The sequence below is a fragment of the Streptomyces iakyrus genome (assembly GCF_000717055.1).
In the GTDB taxonomy this organism is placed as follows: domain Bacteria; phylum Actinomycetota; class Actinomycetes; order Streptomycetales; family Streptomycetaceae; genus Streptomyces; species Streptomyces iakyrus.
The window spans coordinates 61,608-79,596 of sequence record NZ_JNXI01000016.1; the positions used below are offsets into that span (position 1 = coordinate 61,608).

The 17,989-nt window shown below is 73.6% G+C and carries 16 protein-coding genes; 7 read left to right on the forward strand and 9 right to left on the reverse strand.

The window, feature by feature from the left end; translation table 11 throughout:
* Position 1: 1 nt before the first annotated feature.
* From OO68_RS24930 to OO68_RS47775, 6 genes are all read right to left on the reverse strand, one after another.
* Positions 2-2,638 (reverse strand): SpoIIE family protein phosphatase, encoded by a 2,637-nt coding sequence (locus OO68_RS24930; protein WP_033311131.1) that lies wholly within the window; start codon positions 2,636-2,638, stop codon positions 2-4.
* Between the two features lie 252 nt (positions 2,639-2,890).
* Entirely contained in the window at positions 2,891-3,334 is a 444-nt protein-coding gene (locus OO68_RS24935; protein WP_106974408.1) for an ATP-binding protein, read from the reverse strand.
* Between the two features lie 124 nt (positions 3,335-3,458).
* Entirely contained in the window at positions 3,459-3,914 is a 456-nt protein-coding gene (locus tag OO68_RS24940) for a (deoxy)nucleoside triphosphate pyrophosphohydrolase (protein ID WP_051814792.1), read from the reverse strand.
* Between the two features lie 61 nt (positions 3,915-3,975).
* Positions 3,976-4,170 carry an SPOR domain-containing protein gene (locus OO68_RS24945; protein WP_033311135.1) on the reverse strand — a complete coding sequence of 65 codons (195 nt, stop codon included), beginning with the start codon at positions 4,168-4,170 and terminating at the stop codon, positions 3,976-3,978.
* Between the two features lie 341 nt (positions 4,171-4,511).
* A complete protein-coding gene (locus OO68_RS24950; protein WP_033311137.1) occupies positions 4,512-5,264 on the reverse strand; it encodes a GntR family transcriptional regulator in 753 nt (250 codons plus the stop codon).
* A gap of 113 nt (positions 5,265-5,377) precedes the next feature.
* The gene (locus OO68_RS47775) at positions 5,378-5,689 is read right to left on the reverse strand and encodes a hypothetical protein (protein WP_051814793.1); all 312 of its coding nucleotides are present in this window, start codon (positions 5,687-5,689) and stop codon (positions 5,378-5,380) included.
* 254 nt (positions 5,690-5,943) lie between these two features.
* Here OO68_RS47775 and OO68_RS42425 point away from each other — a divergent pair, with 254 nt between their 5' ends.
* Positions 5,944-6,324 (forward strand): hypothetical protein, encoded by a 381-nt coding sequence (locus tag OO68_RS42425; RefSeq protein WP_209442616.1) that lies wholly within the window; start codon positions 5,944-5,946, stop codon positions 6,322-6,324.
* Here the strand turns inward: OO68_RS42425 and OO68_RS24965 are convergent.
* Both OO68_RS24965 and OO68_RS24970 read right to left on the reverse strand, forming a co-directional pair.
* A complete protein-coding gene (locus OO68_RS24965) occupies positions 6,315-7,478 on the reverse strand; it encodes a sensor histidine kinase (RefSeq protein ID WP_051814794.1) in 1,164 nt (387 codons plus the stop codon). The two genes, OO68_RS42425 and OO68_RS24965, sit on opposite strands and share 10 nt — an antisense overlap.
* Positions 7,475-8,134 carry a response regulator gene (locus OO68_RS24970; RefSeq protein WP_033311143.1) on the reverse strand — a complete coding sequence of 220 codons (660 nt, stop codon included), beginning with the start codon at positions 8,132-8,134 and terminating at the stop codon, positions 7,475-7,477. Before OO68_RS24970 ends, OO68_RS24965 begins: the two co-directional genes overlap by 4 nt.
* A gap of 239 nt (positions 8,135-8,373) precedes the next feature.
* Between OO68_RS24970 and OO68_RS43180 the strand changes: the two genes are divergently transcribed.
* The 3 genes from OO68_RS43180 to OO68_RS24985 all read left to right on the forward strand — a co-directional run bounded on the left by OO68_RS43180 (position 8,374) and on the right by OO68_RS24985 (position 12,050).
* A complete protein-coding gene (locus OO68_RS43180) occupies positions 8,374-9,330 on the forward strand; it encodes a DUF4258 domain-containing protein (protein ID WP_051814795.1) in 957 nt (318 codons plus the stop codon).
* Positions 9,331-9,352: 22 nt separating this feature from the next.
* Positions 9,353-9,577 carry a DUF2283 domain-containing protein gene (locus OO68_RS24980; RefSeq protein ID WP_033311145.1) on the forward strand — a complete coding sequence of 75 codons (225 nt, stop codon included), beginning with the start codon at positions 9,353-9,355 and terminating at the stop codon, positions 9,575-9,577.
* Between the two features lie 892 nt (positions 9,578-10,469).
* Entirely contained in the window at positions 10,470-12,050 is a 1,581-nt protein-coding gene (locus OO68_RS24985) for a S8 family peptidase (protein ID WP_033311147.1), read from the forward strand.
* A gap of 96 nt (positions 12,051-12,146) precedes the next feature.
* Here OO68_RS24985 and OO68_RS24990 read toward each other — a convergent pair whose 3' ends face one another.
* Positions 12,147-12,656 (reverse strand): MarR family winged helix-turn-helix transcriptional regulator, encoded by a 510-nt coding sequence (locus tag OO68_RS24990; protein ID WP_051814796.1) that lies wholly within the window; start codon positions 12,654-12,656, stop codon positions 12,147-12,149.
* Between the two features lie 97 nt (positions 12,657-12,753).
* On the opposite strand from OO68_RS24990, the gene OO68_RS24995 reads away from it, so the two are divergent.
* The 3 genes from OO68_RS24995 to OO68_RS25005 all read left to right on the forward strand — a co-directional run bounded on the left by OO68_RS24995 (position 12,754) and on the right by OO68_RS25005 (position 17,936).
* A complete protein-coding gene (locus OO68_RS24995; RefSeq protein ID WP_033311589.1) occupies positions 12,754-14,865 on the forward strand; it encodes an MMPL family transporter in 2,112 nt (703 codons plus the stop codon).
* A 112-nt stretch (positions 14,866-14,977) separates the two neighbouring features.
* A complete protein-coding gene (locus OO68_RS25000) occupies positions 14,978-16,558 on the forward strand; it encodes an SDR family oxidoreductase (protein ID WP_033311151.1) in 1,581 nt (526 codons plus the stop codon).
* Between the two features lie 4 nt (positions 16,559-16,562).
* Positions 16,563-17,936, forward strand: a complete 1,374-nt coding sequence (locus OO68_RS25005) for a cryptochrome/photolyase family protein (protein ID WP_033311153.1) — start codon at positions 16,563-16,565, stop codon at positions 17,934-17,936.
* Positions 17,937-17,989: the final 53 nt, after the last annotated feature.

Sequence of the window (17,989 nt, forward strand, 5' to 3'; positions counted from 1 at the left end):
GTCAGAACAGGCTCAGCAGCGCCTCCGCCGGATCCGTCAGGCTCGTGTCACCTCCGGGCAGGGGCAGTTCGAACCACACCGTCTTGCCCCTCGGCGTGCGGCGGGAGCCCCAAGCGGCGCTCAGGAGGCCGACCAGCTGGAGGCCGCGGCCGCCCTCGTCGGTGTCGCGGGCGCGGCGCCGGCGGGGCTGGACCAGGCCGGAATCCCATACCTCGCAGACGAGCGTGCGGTCGAGCAGGAGACGCAGGCGGATCTCGCCCTCGCCGTAGCGCAGGGCGTTGGTGACCAGTTCGCTGACCAGCAGTTCCGTGGTGTCGACCAGGGGTTCCATGTCCCAGGCGAGCAGCTGGGCGCGGGCGTACTCGCGGGCCCGGCCCACGCTGCGCGGCTCGCGCGGCAGGGTCCAGTCGCCGACGGAATCCGTGGGCAGTCCCTGTACACGTGCCATCAGCAGCGCGATGTCGTCCTCGCCGTGGTGGGTGTCGAGGGTGTTGAGGACGTGGTCGCAGACGTCCTCCAGCGGCTGTGTCGGGTCGGAGAGGGCGCTGACGAAGGCCTGGAGCCCTTCGTCCAGGGGGTGGTCGCGGCTTTCGACCAGTCCATCCGTGTAGAGCGCGAGCAGGGCGCCTTCGGGCAGTTCGACCTCGACCTCCTCGAAGGGCTCGCCGCCGACGCCGAGCGGCATGCCCGGCGGCACGTCCAGCATCAGCGCCGCCTCGCCCGGCTCGACCAGCACGGGCGGCAGATGGCCCGCGTTGGCGAACGTGCAGCGCCGGGTGACGGAGTCGTAGACGGCGTAGACGCAGGTGGCGAGGTACACCTCCGAAAGGTCCGCCTCGCGGGGGCGGCGGGCCGCGCGGGTCGCCTGCTGTACCCCGCCGGGGGCGCCGAGGCCGCGGGCGATCTCGTCCAACTGGGAGAGCACCTCGGCCGGTTCCAGGTCGAGCTGGGCCAGGGTGCGGACCGCCGTGCGGAGTTCGCCCATGGCGACGGCGGCACGCAGGCCGCGGCCCATGACGTCGCCGACGACCAGCGCGGTGCGGTGCCCGGGCAGTTCGATGACGTCGAACCAGTCGCCGCCGACCTCGCTGGGCCGGCCGGTGTTGACGTTGCCGGGGAGATAGCGGCAGGCGATGTCGAGGCCGGAGGCCTCCGGGTCGCCGGGCGGGAGCAGGGACCGTTGCAGTATCAACGCGCGTTCGTGCTCGCGGCGGTAGAGGCGGGCGTTGTCGATGCAGACCGCAGCCCGCGCGGCCAGTTCCACGGCGAGGTCGCGGTCCCGGTCGCCGAACGGCTCGCTGCCCTTCGTCCGGGCGAACTGCACCAGTCCGACGACGGTGTCGTGGGCGACCATCGGCACGGCGAGCGTGGACTGCACGAGCCCGCCGTCCTCGCCCGGGACGGTCTGCGGGCGGGCCGTGCGCAGGGCGTCCGCACAGGGCGAGTTGAACGGGTAGTGGTGCACGGCGCCCACCGCGACGGGCACGCCGGTGCCGGCGAAGGGCGCGTCGGAGACGGCGCTGGCGAAGGCGACCCGGCGCAGTTCGGCGCTGCCGTCGGCGAGCCCGGGCGGGGTCTCGTCGCCCGCCAGCAGGCCCTGGTAGAGGTCGACCGTGGCCAGGTCGCAGAACCCGGGGACGACGACGTCGAGGAGCTGGCGGGCCGTCGTCTCCAGGTCGAGGGAGTTGCCGATGCGGGCCCCCGCCTCGTTCAGCAGGGCGAGGTTGCGCCGTGCGGCGGCGGCCTCGCGGGCGGCGGCGCGGCGGGCGGTGATGTCGATGCCGAGCCAGGCGATCCCGATGGGGCGGCCCGAACCGCTGTGCACGCGGTAGAGGTTGACGGACCAGTGGCGGCGCTCGTCGGAGCCCGGCACGAAGCCCGTGACGTGCATGTCGGTGATGGAGCTGCCGGTCTCCAGCACCCGCCGCAGCGTGGCGGCGACCCGGTCGGCCTCGCCGCGCTGGAGGTAGTCGTGGACGCCCTTGCCGCGGTGGTCGTCGGGCGCGCCGCCGAAGATGGAGGCGAACCGCTGGTTGACCCGGCGGACCCGAAGGTCGGGGTCGATCAGCAGGAAGCCGAACGGGGATTGACTGAAAATGGCCTGCGAGGCGGCGAGGTCGGTCTCGATGCTGCGCAGCGTGCGCACGTCCACGACGATGCAGACGGCGGCCTTGTCGCCCTCCTCGGTGCGCGTCGGCATGACGTACACCTCGGCGAGCCCCTCGTGGCCGCACTCCCCCTCGACGCCCCGCGGCATCCGGAAGGGCACCACGCCGGTCCACTCGCGGCCGTCGAGGATCTCGGCCATCTTGCGCATGCCGCGCTCGCGGTGGCGCGGATCGATGAACGCCTCGATGGGATCCATGCCGACGGCGCGGTCGGCGGGGATGCCGAAGAGGTGCTCGGCACGCAGGCTCCACTGCTCGACCAGCCCGTCGGGCCCGATGGAGAAGGACGCGACCTTGATGTAGTCGTAGATGGATCCCGGGGGACTGCTCTGCCACATGGCGTCCCCCTGCGGGACCCCGTCGGCCGCGAGCGCACCTCCCACCGCGGAGGCCAGGCCGTCGACAGCCCTCGCCCTCGCGCCCTCCGACGGGTCCTCGGACTCCGTGGACTTCGCTGGTATCTCGCTCACGCGAACCGTCCCCTCCAGCTCACCGCGTCCGGCACCGGTCACCGGGGGCGGCTGCCCGCAGTATCCAGCACTACGGTGCCGCACAACACGGTGTTCACGATCACAGCACGGTCCCGATGGTTTTCGGTCCGGACCGTGACAACACTTCCAGTCTTCTAACCAGGGGACACGTCGTCGAATCCCGTCCGCCGGCAACCGCCACTGGCCTGAACCATTCGCTCTACAGCGGTAGGACGCACGTACACCGGATTTTCACTCCGGCACCGCGAGTTCGAACCACACCGTCTTGCCCGAGACACCGGGTCTGGTGCCCCACCGGCGGGAGGAGGAGGCCACGAGGTGCAGTCCGCGGCCGCTCTCGTCGTCGAGCCGGGCGGCCCGTTCGCGGGGCGGGTCCGGCAGCGGGTCGGAGACCTCGACCAGGAGGACGGCGCCCAGGCCGGAGGGCCGGACCAGGCGGACCCCGATGGGTCCCGTGGCGTGCCGCAGGGCGTTGGTGACCAACTCGCTGACCAGGAGTGCCGCGAGGTCCGCGAGGTTGTCCAGGCCCCAGTCGCGGAGCCGGCCGCGCACGGCCTGGCGGGCGGTGCGCACGGCGCCCGGTTCGGCGGGGAAAGCCCACTCGGCGCAGTCACCTTCGGTGTCGATCACGCCGATCACTTCCCAGGCAGGAGCCCCGCCCATGTCCGAATTCATGGGGTTAATGGGCACATACCCGATATCCGGGGCGGAGTACCGCGCGGGGCGGCTCACAGTGGCACGAAAGGCATAGGGGGCGCTCCCCTGACCATGCGATCGGGCCGCACGCCCCCGGCCGGCTTCACGCGCCGGCCTCTTCCGCCACGTCCGGGCCGGGACCGCGCGGGACGAGACCCTCGACGGCTCCCAGGTGGGCGAGCGCCTGCCGTACGGCCGGGACGTCCTGGTCGAGCCAGGGCACGTCCCAGATCTCGCCGGGGCCGAGCCAGCGCAGTTCGTCGTGGTCCTGCAAAGGCTCGGGGGGCGCGGAGCCGGGTCGCAGCCGGGCGGTCCACACGTGCAGGACGTAGGGCTCCCTGAGGGGCCACTCCCCCGGGACGCGGCCGTCCACCTCGGCGTCGACGCCGAGTTCCTCGCGCAGCTCCCGTGCGAGCGCCGCGTCGGCCGTCTCCCCGGGCTCGACCTTGCCGCCGGGCAGCTCCCAGCGCCCGGCCAGCTCGGCGGGCGCGCTGCGCCGGGCGGCCAGCAGCCGCCCGTCCTCGACCAGCGCGGCCCCTACGACGATCCGCTCACTCATGCGGGGAGCCTACGGGAGCCTCACCGGCCACCGGGGGCCTCCCCCGGGTGCTCCCGCGGGGTCAGTCGTGCGCCACGGCCGGCCCGTTCTGGCCGAGACGCTCGACCCAGTAGAGCTGCTTGTGGCCGCGTCCGTCGAGGCTGTCCGCGATCTTCTGGGCCTCGGCCCGGGTCGCGTACCGGCCCACTCGGTAGCGGTTGCCGTTGTCGTCCTCTCGTATCACGAGCCAGGGAAGAGTGACCGTGCTGTCGTTCATCGCGCCCCTCCACTTCCCACCCGCGGCCTGTGCCGTACCCCACCCGCTAAGGAAACCGCAATGCGCATATGCCCGACCCTACGCCTTACCTTCACGGAGCGAATACGGCTTTTCACAAAGAGGTACGCAACCAGCCAGAACCCAGGGGGCGCACGGCGACGAACGCGCCGTGCGCGTACCTCGGCGCAACCAGCCGGAGGCATACCGCATACAGGCCCGTCGACCTGCGCGCATGACGAAAGCCCCCGGGACCTGCGCCACCCCGCCCCGCGACGGTCCGCACGGCGACGGTGTGAGCGGGGCGCGCGAGGAGCGCACCGCGGGGCGGATGTGAGCGCCGGCTACTTGACCGGAAGGTGGTAGGCGACCCGGTACCGGTCGGCCGGGATGACCACGTCGGCCGTCTCGACCGGGCGGCCGGAGGCGTAGAACGTGCGCTGGACGACCAGGACCACATGCCCCGGGACGCCGCCCAGGACGAGCAGTTCCTCGGCGAGGCCGGGCCGGGCGCCGACCTCCTCCGTGACGTTGTCCACGATCACGTCGATGGCGCGCATGCGCTCGACGACGCCCATGCCGCCGACCGGCCCCTCCTCCGGCAGCATCACGGGTGTCCGGCCCGTCACGGCGAGGGGCTCCCAGGACGTGGAGAGCATCATCGCCTCGCCGCCCTCGCGGTAGAGGTACCGCGTGCACATGACCCGCTCAGCCGGCTCGATACCCAGCCGCTCGGCGACCGCGACACTCGCCTCGGACTGCTCGCTGCTGGACTCCCAGGTGCCGCGGCCCTCGCCGTCGGCCTGCTCCTGGCGGAACGGGGTGGCCCCGCCCGTCGGGCGGTAGCCGGAGCGGGAGATGCGCCGGGGCACGGGCCGCTCGCGCACATACGTCCCCGAGCCGGAGCGGCCCTCGACCAGGCCTTCCGCCATGAGCACCTTGCGGGCCTCCAGCGCGACGGTGTCCGAGACCCCGTACTCCTGGCGGATTCTGGCCTGGGAGGGCAGGCGGGTGTGCGGTGGCAGCTGACCGTCGACGATCTTCTGGCGGAGATCACCCGCGACGCGCAGGTACGCCGGCTGCTCACCGAATGTCACTGGCCGCTCCCATCAGGTTGTACAGACAGCAACAGCGTGGCAACCGTAGGTTCCGTGGTGCAAGCAAAGGCCAGAGAATCACTCGATGTGATGACATCGTGGCCCTGAGGGCTTTACGCAGGCGGTTTCTCCCCGCTATGGCCGCCGTCACACCTCCGCTTCGGAGTCCCGGCTCTCGTCCTCCCCGGGGACCGGCGGGGTCGTCGCCAGTCCGAGGCCTTGCGCGCCGTGACGGTCGCCCGGCCGTCCACGAAGCCGTACGCCTTGTCGTAGTGCGTGTAGTACGTGTCGGCGTCACCGGCGGTGCTCGCCTTGCGCCACTCCTCCCGGGCGTCCTCCAGGTCCTCGACCAGACCGGCGACGGGCCTGCGGGCACCGGCCGGCCAGGCGTGCCCGCGCAGGGCCTCGATCTGCTCGCCGAGCACGTCGTGGACCCGGCCGGCCCAGGCCCGGTGGGCGGTGAGGTCGTCGTCGGGGATGTTCTCCGGCTCCTCGTAGAGCGCCGCGTCGAGGGCGTTGGCCGTCGACAGGAAGACGACCTGGTCGGTGTCGAGCGTGGTGGGATCGCCGCGCAGGGAGCCGGTGGAGCCGGCTGCCGGAGGGTGCGGCCGGCCCGGGGCTGAACGTCTTCAAGCGGCGCACCCACACGCCCGAACCGCCGTCGCTGTCGCTGTTCACCGTGGAGTTCACCCTGCGGGCCGAGCACGACCTGCTGTCCTCGCGCGACCTCTTCGGTCTGACGGCGGCCGCCCGTAAGACCCCGGGCGCCGCGCCCTTTCCCGGCATCAGCCGCACGCCACTCGTCCTGGACCGCGCGCGGCAGACCATGACGGCCACGTTCGGCGCCGAGGGTTTCAGGGCGGCGGCGGTGACGACGCTGGCGCTGATCTACCAGGGCCGGTCGCCGGAAGAGCCGCCGTACGAGACGACCCGGGTGATGGCCTGTTTCGACCGTCCCTTCGGGTTCCTGACGGTCCACCGGGAGAGCGGGCTGGCCCTCGCGGCCGGGTGGGTCGACGATCCCACGCCGCTTGCGGAGGACGAAGCCCCTCAGGACTGACGCGGGCCCGTCCACGCCACCGGGAAGACCGCCCTCACCGTGAAGCCGCCGTCGGGCGCGGGGCCCGCGTGGAAGTCGCCGCCCAGCAGCTGGGCCCGTTCGCGCAGGCCCACCAGGCCGTGGCCGCCGCCGGGGAGGGCCGGGCGGGCGGGGAGGCGGCAAGGGGCGGCGTTGTGCACCTCGACGTGCAGGCCGGCCGCGCAGCGCACCCGTACCCGCGCCCGCGCGCCGGGGGCGTGCTTGCGGATGTTGGTCAGCGCCTCCTGCACCGTGCGGTAGGCGGCGCGCTCGACCGGCTCGGGCAGCGGGACCGGAGGGATCGACACGTCGAGGTCCACCGTGAGGCCGCTGTCGCGGACCAGGTCCGTGAGGCCGGCCAGTCCGGCCCCCGGTGCGCCCTGCGCGCCGGGGACTCCCGCCGTGCGCAACACCCCCACGAGGTGGCGCAGTTCGGTGAGGGCCTGGGCCGACAGTTCGTGGATCGTGCGGGCCGTCGTCCGCACGTCCGTGTCCCCGGGGCGGCCCACCTGCAGCGCACCGGCCTGGAGGCTGATCAGGCTCACCTTGTGCGCGACGACGTCGTGCATCTCCCGGGCCAGCCGGTTGCGTTCGGTGGCCAGCACCCGTTCGGTCAGGACCTGGTTCTCCCAGGCCCGCCGCTCCGTCGCCGCCCGCAGGCGCTCCTGCCGCGACCGGACGGACCGGCCGAGGACGACGACGCCCGCCGCCACCCCGCAGCAGTCCAGGGCCAGCAGCGCGGTCTCCCGGTCGAGGGCGAGGGAGGAGATGCCGGCCGCCGGGTGGGGCAGGAACCATGCCACCGCGACCGCCGCCGCGCCCGCCACACCGACGAGGGCGTGCCCGCGCCGGACGGCGACGCAGTAGAGCGCGATCAGCGGGGCGAAGGCGATGTGTCCGAGGTACAGCCCGGGCAGGCCGGCGAGCACGGCCGCCTCCGGGGCCCGGTGCCGCAGCAGCAGCGCACCGGCGGCGACCAGCGCCAGCCATGTCCCGTGCCCCGAGGTGAGTCCGTTGACCACCAGTCCGTCGACCAGGGCGACCAGCACAGGAAGCGCCCCGGAGGCGATCCGCCGTGCGGCGCCGGGGGCACGGGGCCCGCCGTCCCCTTCCCCGGCCGATCGCACCCCGCTCATCGCCGCCCCGGCCCCGTGTCGACCAGGTTCGCCCGGTCCGCGACCACCGCCGCCTGCACCCGGTTGAGTCCGCCCAGCTTCGCAAGTACGGCGCTCACATAGTCCTTGACCGTGCCGTGCGCCAGGTGCAGCCGGCCCGCGATGGCCCGGTTGCTGAGCCCGGCTCCCACCAGGGCGAGTACCTGCCGCTCCCGGTCGGTAAGGGCCCGCACCCGCCGTACGGCGTCCTCGTCACGGCCGGAGAGCAGGTAGCCGTCGATCACCTGTCCCACCGCCTCGGGGGCCAGCACCCGGCGTCCGGCGGCCAGGGCCCGTACGGCGTCGATCAGTTGCTCCGGCGCGGTGTTCTTCATCAGGAACCCGGCCGCTCCCAGGCGCAGCACCTCGTCCACGTGGTCACGGGCGTCGAAGGTGGTCAGCATGGCCACCGCAGGGGGTCGCGGGAGGGCGGTGACCTGCCGCAGCACGGCCGGCCCGTCCACGACCGGCATCCGGATGTCGAGCAGCAGGACGTCCACCCGCCCGTCCCGCACGGCCTCCACCGCGCCCACGCCGGCGCAGTCGGCGACGACGGTGATGTCCTGCGCCGAACCGAGGATCACGCGCAGTCCGGTGCGTACCAATGGCTCGTCGTCCACCACAGCGACTCGTATCACTTCCGCCCCCCGCCCAGCGCGATCACCGTTCGATACGACGTCCCTCCCCCTCGCGGCGTTGCACCGGCGCCGTGTGCCACCTGCCACACGGGGGCCCGGACCCCGCCGGTCGGCGGGGTCGGTTCCCGCCCTCGGACGGATGCCGCCGGCCGGTGCCGCGCTGCCACGATCCGTCAGGACGCCGATCACCACCGGCCCGTCGAACGGGCCGTCAGCACAACACGAGCACGAGGACGCACATGCACCACACCCAGGACCGCTCCGCCCGACGCCGACGCACCCACGCCCGCATCCTGGTGGCGTGCTGCACCGCCGGAGCGGTGCTGCTGACCGCCGCGGGCGCGCACGCCGGGACCGGCGACGCCGGCTCCCGCGCGTCCCTGGCCGTCCAGGCGGCCGAGACGGTCGAGCGCGTCACCGGAACGTCCGACCTCGTCCCCGGCACGCCCGTCGCCGGCGGAGCCACCCGCGCCGAGGTCGGCGACGAGACGTCCGCCGCCCGCGTCACCGCGCCGGCCACCGCCGACGGTGCCGTGGAGTTCGCCTACGGCTCCGACGTGCTGCGCCTGACCCTGCCGGGGAGCGCCGACGCGCAGGCAACGACCAGCGCCAACGGCACCGTTGTCTACCCGGGCGCGGGCGAGGACGTCGACCTGGCCGTGCAGCCCAACCGGGACGGGGTGCGTGCCCTGATCACGCTCAAGGAGGCGGACGCCCCGACCGAGTTCCGCTTCCCGCTCGGCCTGCCGGCGGACGCGGCCACCGAGACCCTTGAGGACGGTTCCGTCCTGGTCACCCGTGGTGAGGAGTACCTCGGCACGTTCGACGCGCCCTGGGCGAAGGACGCGCGCGGCGAGGCCGTGCCCACCGAGTACCGCGTCGAGGGCGGCGCCCTGGTGCAGACCGTGCGGCCGGGGCCGGGCACGGCCTTCCCGGTGGTGGCGGACCCGGCGTGGTTCATCCCGCTCGCGATCGTCGCCGGGCGGCTGCTGCTCTCCCAGGGCGTCAAGAGCATCTCCAAGCATGCGGCCCAGCGCATGGCGCAGCGCGGCATCAGCCAGGAGATGGTCGCGCGTACGGTGAAGACCGGCAAGAAGACCAAGGGCAAGTCGCCGGGCACGTGGAAGTACACCACCGGCAAGATCTGGGTCGTGATCAACAAAGCCGGCAACGTCGTGTCCGTCGGCCGCAACTGAGCCCGTTCCCGAGAGGCGAAGCATGCATATCGAGTACGACCGCGAGAACGACACCGCGTATGTCTCTCTCGTCGCGCACATCGCGGACGGCGCCGCCGTCCGGCAGATCCCCGTCGAGGGGGTCGGGGCGGACGCCGAGGTGTTCCTCGACGTGGACGCCTCGGGGCGGCTGATCGGCATCGAGGTGATCGGTGCGGGTGGGGCTCTGCCGGTGGAGGTACTGGAGCAGTCCTCCTCCACGGGCTGAGGCGCGGGACGCCGGGCCGGATCCCGACCTGGCCCGCCGGCGGGGGCCGGCTGCTCCGGTGGACCGTTGAGGCGCGGCGCAACGCCCGCACCGTCACGATCCGGCCAGCCGGGCGCGGAGCAGGCGGGCCCAGCGCACGCTCCGTCGCCGACGGGCCACCGGGCCGGGTTGCCACCGGCGGCGGGCATGCGAGGCAGGGGCGCTCCGCCCCTGCCGTCCGGCAGAGGTGGTGGCTCCCGCCGAGCAGAGGGCACACCGCCTGCTCCGGCCGGCCCGAGTTGCCACCGGCGGTGCTCGCATGGAGCACAGGGGGCCTCCGCTCGTGCGGTCCGGCGGTCGGCTGGCTGGCTGGCTGGCTGGCTGGCTGGCTGGCTGGCTGGCCGGCTGGCCGGCCGGCTGCACGAGCGAAGCAGGCGGCGCAGCGCCCTCCGTTCCGTCAGACCGGCCGGCCCAAGATGCCACCGACCGCTCGCCCCCGGCGCAGCGGCTGCGCCTGCGCCGTCCGGTAGACCCTCGGAGCAGAGTGGCGTAGCGCCCGCTCCGTCACCGTCAGGCCGAATGATCCGAATTCCCACCGCCGCCGCTCACTGCAAGACCGGCCCTCTCCCCTGCAGCGCAGGGGGCACGGCCCCCGCTCCGGCCCCTGGGTGACGGCCCCGGCCTCCCGCCTCCCGCCTCCCGCGGAGCGTCTTCCAGGCTGACGGGGTGTCACAAAGGGGCCCTCGGCCCGTGCAGGGCCCTTGTGCAATTCCTGTGGAGGCCTCAATCTTTCGCTGACGCACAGGAGTAGCCGCTGGCTTGACATGGTCATGACCCACTGGCCTCATCGGCGGCGACCGACGGGCGTGCACCACACCCCACAGCGCACCACCGATTGAGGAGGACCCCTCAGATGGCAGTGATGCGTACTCCCCACAGATCCTCCCGGCGAAGACTGGCCGCACTCGGCGCGACGGCCACCGCGGCGCTCGTCGCGAGCCTCGTCTCCGCCCTGCCCGCCGGCGCCGCCCCGGCCGCCGCCGAAGGGCGCATCCAGTACGAGGGCGCCGCGAACGCCGTCGCCGGCAGCTACGTCGTCACCCTGAAGTCGGAGAAGGCGGCCTCCGCCGAAGGCCGCGCGCTCGCCCGCAAGTACGGCGCCGACATCGAGCGGACGTACACCAAGGCCCTGAACGGCTACGAGGTCGAGGCCTCCGAGTCCGAGGCGAAACGTCTCGCCGCCGACCCGGCCGTCGCCTCCGTCGTGCAGAACCGGACGTTCTCCATCACCGGGACACAGCCCAGCCCGCCGTCCTGGGGCCTGGACCGCATCGACCAGAAGAGCCTGCCGCTGAACAGCTCGTACACCTACCCGGACTCCGCCGGCGAGGGCGTCACCGCGTACGTCATCGACACCGGCGTCCGCATCACCCACGGCGACTTCGGCGGCCGCGCCTCCTACGGCTACGACGCCGTCGACAACGACAACACCGCCCAGGACGGCCACGGCCACGGCACGCACGTCGCCGGCACGGTCGCCGGAAGCGCTTACGGCGTCGCCAAGAAGGCCAAGGTCGTCGGCGTCCGGGTGCTGAACAACTCCGGCCAGGGCACCACCGCCCAGGTCGTCGCCGGCATCGACTGGGTCGCCCGGAACGCGGTCAAGCCCGCCGTCGCCAACATGTCCCTCGGCGGTCCCGGCGACACGGCCATCGACACGGCCGTCCGCAACGCCATCACCTCCGGCGTCACCTTCGTGGTCGCGGCCGGCAACGAGTCCACCAACGCCTCCACCCGGTCCCCCGCACGGGTCACCGAGGCCGTCACGGTCGGGGCCACGACGTCGAGCGACGCCAAGGCGAGCTACTCCAACTACGGCACCGTCCTGGACCTGTTCGCGCCCGGCTCGTCCATCACCTCGGCCTGGAGCACGAGCGACTCGGCGACCAACACCATCTCCGGCACGTCGATGGCGAGCCCGCACGTCGCCGGCGCCGCCGCCCTGCACCTGGCCGCCAACCCCACGGCCACGCCCGCACAGGTCTCCGCCGCGCTGACGTCCGCCGCCACCACCGGCGTCGTCACCAGCCCCGGCACCGGTTCACCCAACCGGCTCCTGTACGTCGGCGGCGGTACGACCACCCCGCCCGGCCCGCGCTTCGAGAACACCGCCGACCAGGCCATCGCCGACAACGCCACGGCCGAGTCCCCGGTGACGGTCTCCGGCGTCTCCGGCAACGCCCCCTCGGCCCTGGCCGTCGAGGTGCACATCGTCCACACCTACATCGGTGACCTCCAGGTCCAGCTGATCGCCCCCGACGGTACGGCGTACACGCTGAAGGCGTACGGCACCGGCGGCAGTGCGGACAACATCGACACCACGTACACCGTGAACGCCTCCTCGGAGGCCGCGAACGGCACGTGGAAGCTGCGCGTGAGCGACAACGCCCGCTACGACACCGGGCGGATCGACGCCTGGGCGCTCCAGTTCTGACCACAGTGACCTCAGGACCTGAGTGACCTCAGCGACCTGAGCGCAGGGGCCGGGCTCGTGACGAGTCCGGCCCCCATCCGCGTACGCGGCGAAACCTCAGTCCGGGTCCCGGCGCAGCAGGGCCAGTTCCGCGTTCATCTCGGCGAGGAACCGGACGACCACCTCCAGCTCCTCGGGGCTGAAACGGCCCCGGGCCGCGTCGGTGCTCCGCGCCAGGGGGCGGAAGTAGTCCCGGGCCAGACCCCGGGCCGCGTCGGCGTAGTGCAGGTGCACCACCCGGCGGTCGCCGGCGTCCCGGACGCGGCGGATGTGCCCGGCCCGCTCCAGCCGGTCGAGGCACGCGGTCACCGCGCCGGACGTGAGATTGAGCTGCCCCCGCAGACGGCCGGGCGTCATGGGCTCGCCCCCGGCCTCCGGGTCGGAGTCGGCGTCGAGGATCGCGATCAGGGCCTGCATGTCGGTGAGGTGCAGCCCCTGCGCCTGGGCGAACTCCTGGGCGATGCGGTTGAACTCGCTGTTCATCCGGCGCAACAGAACGGCGAAGGACTGCAACCCCGTGGGGTCGTCCGCCGGAAGAGATGCCGTGGGTGCACCGGAGCCGCTCATCCCCCCAGCCTAGTATCTCTCAATAATTGAGATACTTTATGAGTGAGTTACTTCCCGAAGTGGCTCACCGACTCACTTCCTACGGCTTGGGATGCGCATGAGTACCGCACCGCGTTGGGCCCGGCGGCTCGTACCGCTCGTTCTGCTGCTCGTCTGGCTGGGGGTGGGCGGAACGCTCGGTCCCTACGCGGGCAAGCTCGGCGAGGTGGCCACCAACGACCAGGCCGCCTTCCTGCCACGGAGCGCCGAGTCCACCCGGGTGCTCGAAGCCCGCGCGGCCTTCGACCGGTCCGAGACCGTCCCTGCCGTCGTGGTCTGGACGGCGGACGGGGAGCGGTTCACGCAGGAACGGCGGGCCGAGGCCGGCCGCGCCGTCGCCGCACTCGCCGGGAAACCCGGCGTCGTGGGCCGCCCCTCGCCCGCCCTGCTCTCCGACGACCGCGAGGCGATACAGGCCGTCGTCCAGCTGAAGCCCGACCTGGGCGACGAACTGCCCACCGTGCTCGACGCGGTGCGCGAAGCGGCCCGGACCGTGCCGGACACCACGGCGCAGATCGCCGGGCCCGCGGCCAGCCAGGCCGATCTGTCGGACGCGTTCGCCGGCATCGACGGACTGCTGCTGGGCGTGGCCCTCGGCGCCGTGCTGCTGATCCTGCTGCTGGTCTACCGGAGCGTCCTGCTGCCGTTCCTGATCATCCTGGGGTCCGTCTTCGCGCTCGGCCTGGCCTGCGCGGTGGTCTACGCGCTGGCCGAGCGGGACGTGGTCCGGGTCGACGGGCAGGTGCAGGGCATCCTGTCGATCCTGGTGATCGGCGCCGCCACCGACTACGCCCTGCTGCTGGCCGCGCGTTTCCGCGAGGAACTCGCCGTGCGCGGGGACCGCTTCGGGGCCGCGGTGGCCGCCGTACGCCGTTCGTTCGGGGCGATCACCGCCAGCGCCGCCACCGTGGCACTCGGGCTGCTGGCCCTGCTCGCCAGCGACCTCACCAACAACCGCGCCCTCGGGCCGGTCGGCGCCATCGGCATCGGCTGCGCCCTGCTGGTCACGCTCACCTTCCTGCCGGCCGCGCTGGCCCTGCTGGGACGCGCCGCCTACTGGCCGTCCCGGCCGAAGCCGCCGGAGGAGTCCGGGGAGGGCACCGGCGTGTGGCGCCGGGTCGCGAGGACGGTGAACGGCCGGCCGCGGCGGACCTGGGCGGTGACGGCGCTCGTGCTGGCCGTCTTCGCGGCCTTCTCGCCGTCCCTGTCCTCCAAAGGCGTGCCGCTCGACGAGATCTTCGTGAACGACGCGCCCTCGGTGGCCGCGCAGGCGACGCTCGGCGAGCACTTCCCCGGCGGGTCCGGCAACCCGGCCGTCATCATCGCCGACGCCGGCCGGGCCGCCGAGGTGAAGGCCGCCGCACGCAGCACCGAGGGCGTGGCCGCCGCCGGCGCCGTCTCCGCCTCCGGACGGCCCGGGGCGGGCGAGCCGCTCGCCGTCGACGGGCGGGTGCGCATCGACGCCACCCTGGAGGCCGCCGCGGACAGCGACGTGGCCAAGGAGACCGTCGAGCGGCTGCGCACGCGGGTGCACGCGGTGCCCGGGGCGGACGCCCTGGTCGGCGGGTACACGGCGCAGCAGTACGACACCCAGCAGACCGCCGCCCGGGACCGGACGGTCATCGTGCCGATCGTGCTCGCCGTCATCCTGTTGATCCTGATGCTGCTGCTGCGTTCGCTCCTCGTGCCGGTGCTGCTGGTCGCGACCGTGGGGCTCAACTTCCTGGCGACGCTGGGCGTGTCGGCGCTGGTCTTCCAGCACCTCCTCGGGTTCAGCGGGACGGACGCCTCGGTGCCGCTGTACGGCTTCGTGTTCCTGGTGGCGCTCGGCGTCGACTACAACATCTTCCTGATGTCCCGGGTCCGGGAGGAGGCGCTCGCGCACGGCAACCGGCAGGGGGTGCTGCGCGGGCTGACCACCACCGGCGGGGTGATCACCTCGGCGGGCGTGGTGCTCGCCGCCACGTTCGCGGCGCTGATGGTGATCCCCCTGGCGTTCCTGGTGCAGATCGCCTTCATCGTCGCCTTCGGGGTGCTGCTCGACACGCTCGTGGTGCGCTCGCTGCTGGTGCCGGCGCTGACGATCGACATCGGGCCCCGGGCCTGGTGGCCGAGCGCGCCGTCCCGCCGTACCGCTGAACGGGGCGCAGACGCTGCTCCCTCCGGCTGAACCGCCGGCGGCGCCCGTGTCGTGCATCCGCCCGGGGCCCCGAGCGGGAAGTGTTCGCGTCGGGGCCCTGCCGTGACCCGGCAGCACGGTGTCGGAGGACGGAGGCACGACCATGGCGACGGACCGGCGGCGGCTGCACTGCCTGGTCACCGGGGCGTCCGGATACATCGGCGGGCGCCTGGTGCCGGAACTGCTCCAGGAGGGCCACAGCGTCCGGTGCCTGGCCCGCTCCCCCGGCAAACTCCGCGACCACCCCTGGGCGTCTCACGCCGAGACGGTCCGGGGGGACGTCACCGACCCGGAGTCGCTCGCCTCGGCGATGCGCGGGGTCGACGTCGCCTACTACCTGGTGCACGCCCTCGGCTCCGGCTCCCGGTTCGAGGACACCGACCGTGCCGCCGCCCGGACCTTCGCCGAGCAGGCCCGGGCCGCCGGCGTACGGCGGATCGTCTACCTCGGCGGGCTCACGCCCCGCGACGTCCCCGAGGAGTCGCTCTCCCCGCACCTGCGGTCCCGGGCCGAGGTGGGGAAGATCTTCCTCGACTCGCCCGTGCCCGCGACGGTGCTGCGGGCCGCCGTCGTCATCGGCTCGGGCTCGGCGTCGTTCGAGATGCTGCGCTACCTCACCGAGCGGCTGCCCGTCATGGTCACTCCCAGCTGGGTGCACACCCGCACCCAGCCCATCGGGGTGCGGGACGTGCTGCGCTACCTCGTCGGGTCGGCCACCATGCCGGACGACGTCGACCGGGCCTTCGACATCGGCGGGCCGGACGTCCTCACCTACCGGGACATGATGCTGCGCTACGCCGCCGTCGCCGGACTGCCGCGGCGGTTCATCGTGCCGGTGCCGGTCCTCACCCCGCGGCTGTCCAGCCACTGGGTGGGACTCGTCACCCCCGTGCCCGCCTCCCTCGCCCGGCCGCTGACCGAGTCGCTGCGGCACGAGGTCGTCTGCGGCGAGCACGACATCACCCGGTACGTGCCGGACACCCCGGGCCGGCCGCTGCCGTTCGACGAGGCGCTGGCCCTGGCGCTGCGCAGGGTGCGCGAGGCGCAGGTCTCCACGCGCTGGTCGTCCGCGTCGGTGCCCGGGGCGCCCAGCGACCCGCTGCCCACCGACCCGGACTGGGCGGGCGGCAGCCTCTACCAGGACGAACGGCAGCGGCCGGTCGAGGCGTCCCGGGCGGCGCTGTGGCGGGTCGTCGAGGGAATCGGCGGCGACAACGGCTGGTACTCCTCCCCGCTGGCCTGGGCGGTCCGCGGCTGGCTGGACCGGTTCGCGGGCGGGGTCGGGCTGCGCCGCGGACGGCGGGACACCGAGCGGCTCAGGGTCGGCGACTCGCTGGACTTCTGGCGGGTCGAGGAGATCGAACCCGGTCATCTGCTGCGGCTGCGGGCCGAGATGCGGCTGCCCGGCCTCGCCTGGCTGGAGATGTACGCCGAGACCGACGAGCAGGGCCGCACCCGCTACCGGCAGCGGGCCCTGTTCCATCCGCGGGGCCTGCTCGGCCACGCCTACTGGTGGAGCGTCGCCCCGTTCCACTCCGTCGTGTTCGGCGGCATGGCGCGCAACATCGCGCGGGCCGCGTCCGAGGGCACCGGCGGACGCCGCGCCTCGCGCATCCGGCGGGCCCGCAAGCGGCGAAGTGTCCGGGAGCTACGCACGGAACCCGCACCACCGCACCAGGAGTGACACCATGACCGTCGCGGTCGTCCTGTTCACCTCGGACCTGCGCCTGCACGACCATCCGCCCCTGCGCGCCGCGCTGAACGCGGCGGACGAGGTCGTGCCCCTGTTCGTCCGCGACCCCGCCGTCCACGCCGCCGGGTTCGACGTGCCCAACCGCGTCGCCTTCCTCGCCGACTGCCTGGCCGACCTCGACTCCTCGCTGCGCCGGCGCGGCGGACGGCTGGTCGTGCGCACCGGGCCGGTCGCCCGGGAGGTCCGGGCGGTCGCCGCCGAGTGCGGCGCCACGGAGGTGCACATGGCCGCGGGGGTCACCGGCTACGCCCACCGCCGGGAGGAGCGGCTGCGCGCGGAACTGAGCGCCGGCGGGGTCGCGCTGCGGGTGCACGACAGCGTGGTCACCGCCGTGGCACCGGGGAAGGTGACACCGGTCGGCTCGGACCACTTCGCCGTGTTCACCCCGTACATGCGCCGCTGGTCCAAGGAGCCGCTGCGCGACCTCCTGCCGGCGCCGCGTGCGGTGCGGGTCCCCGACGCGGTGCGCGGCGAGGAGCCGCCCTCCCGCGCGGGGGTGGCGGACGTGTCGCCGGATCTGCCGGCCGGCGGGGAGAGCGCGGGGCGCGACCGGTTCGCCCGGTGGGCGGACACCGGCCTGCCCCGGTACGAGGAACGGCACGACGACCTGGCCGGTGACGCGACCTCACGCCTGTCGCCGTACCTCCACTTCGGGGCGCTCTCGCCGGTGGACGTCGTCCGGCGCGCCCGGGAGAAGGGCGGTCCCGGGGCGGAGGCGTTCGTCCGTCAGCTGTGCTGGCGCGACTTCCACCACCAGGTCCTCGCGGCCCGGCCCGATGCGTCCGTCCGGGACTACCGCACCCGGGGCGACCGGTGGCGCGGCGAGGAGGAGGCCGCCGAGGACATCGCCGCGTGGCGTGAGGGCCGCACCGGCTACCCGGTGGTCGACGCGGGCATGCGCCAGCTGCGCCACGAGGGCTGGATGCACAACCGGGCCCGGCTGCTGGTGGCGAGCTTCCTGACCAAGACGCTGTACGTGGACTGGCGGATCGGCGCCAGGCACTTCCTGCGGTACCTGGTGGACGGCGACCTCGTCAACAACCAGCTGAACTGGCAGTGGGTCGCCGGCACCGGCACCGACACCCGCCCCCACCGGGTCCTCAACCCCGTCCTCCAGGGCAAGCGCCACGACCCGGACGGCACGTACGTACGCCGTTGGGTGCCCGAACTGGCGGAGGTCGGCGGAGCCGCGGTGCACGAGCCCTGGCGGCTGCCGGCGGACGAGCGGGCCGGGCTCCGCTATCCGGCACCGCTCCTCGATCTCGGCGAGGGCCTGGCCCGCTTCCGGCAGGCCCGTGGCCGCGACTGAGAATCGGGCACCCGACGCATCCGGAACACCACTTCCGGCGGAAGCACAGAGGT

Coding starts and splice junctions, on each gene's coding strand:
- OO68_RS24935 (WP_106974408.1), bottom strand. CDS start 3,334: ATGAATTCGGACATGGGCGGGGCTCCTGCCTGGGAAGTGATCGGCGTG.
- OO68_RS24940 (WP_051814792.1), bottom strand. CDS start 3,914: ATGAGTGAGCGGATCGTCGTAGGGGCCGCGCTGGTCGAGGACGGGCGG.
- OO68_RS24945 (WP_033311135.1), bottom strand. CDS start 4,170: ATGAACGACAGCACGGTCACTCTTCCCTGGCTCGTGATACGAGAGGAC.
- OO68_RS24965 (WP_051814794.1), bottom strand. CDS start 7,478: ATGAGCGGGGTGCGATCGGCCGGGGAAGGGGACGGCGGGCCCCGTGCC.
- OO68_RS43180 (WP_051814795.1), top strand. CDS start 8,374: ATGCACCACACCCAGGACCGCTCCGCCCGACGCCGACGCACCCACGCC.
- OO68_RS24980 (WP_033311145.1), top strand. CDS start 9,353: ATGCATATCGAGTACGACCGCGAGAACGACACCGCGTATGTCTCTCTC.
- OO68_RS24985 (WP_033311147.1), top strand. CDS start 10,470: ATGGCAGTGATGCGTACTCCCCACAGATCCTCCCGGCGAAGACTGGCC.
- OO68_RS24990 (WP_051814796.1), bottom strand. CDS start 12,656: ATGAGCGGCTCCGGTGCACCCACGGCATCTCTTCCGGCGGACGACCCC.
- OO68_RS24995 (WP_033311589.1), top strand. CDS start 12,754: ATGAGTACCGCACCGCGTTGGGCCCGGCGGCTCGTACCGCTCGTTCTG.
- OO68_RS25000 (WP_033311151.1), top strand. CDS start 14,978: ATGGCGACGGACCGGCGGCGGCTGCACTGCCTGGTCACCGGGGCGTCC.
- OO68_RS25005 (WP_033311153.1), top strand. CDS start 16,563: ATGACCGTCGCGGTCGTCCTGTTCACCTCGGACCTGCGCCTGCACGAC.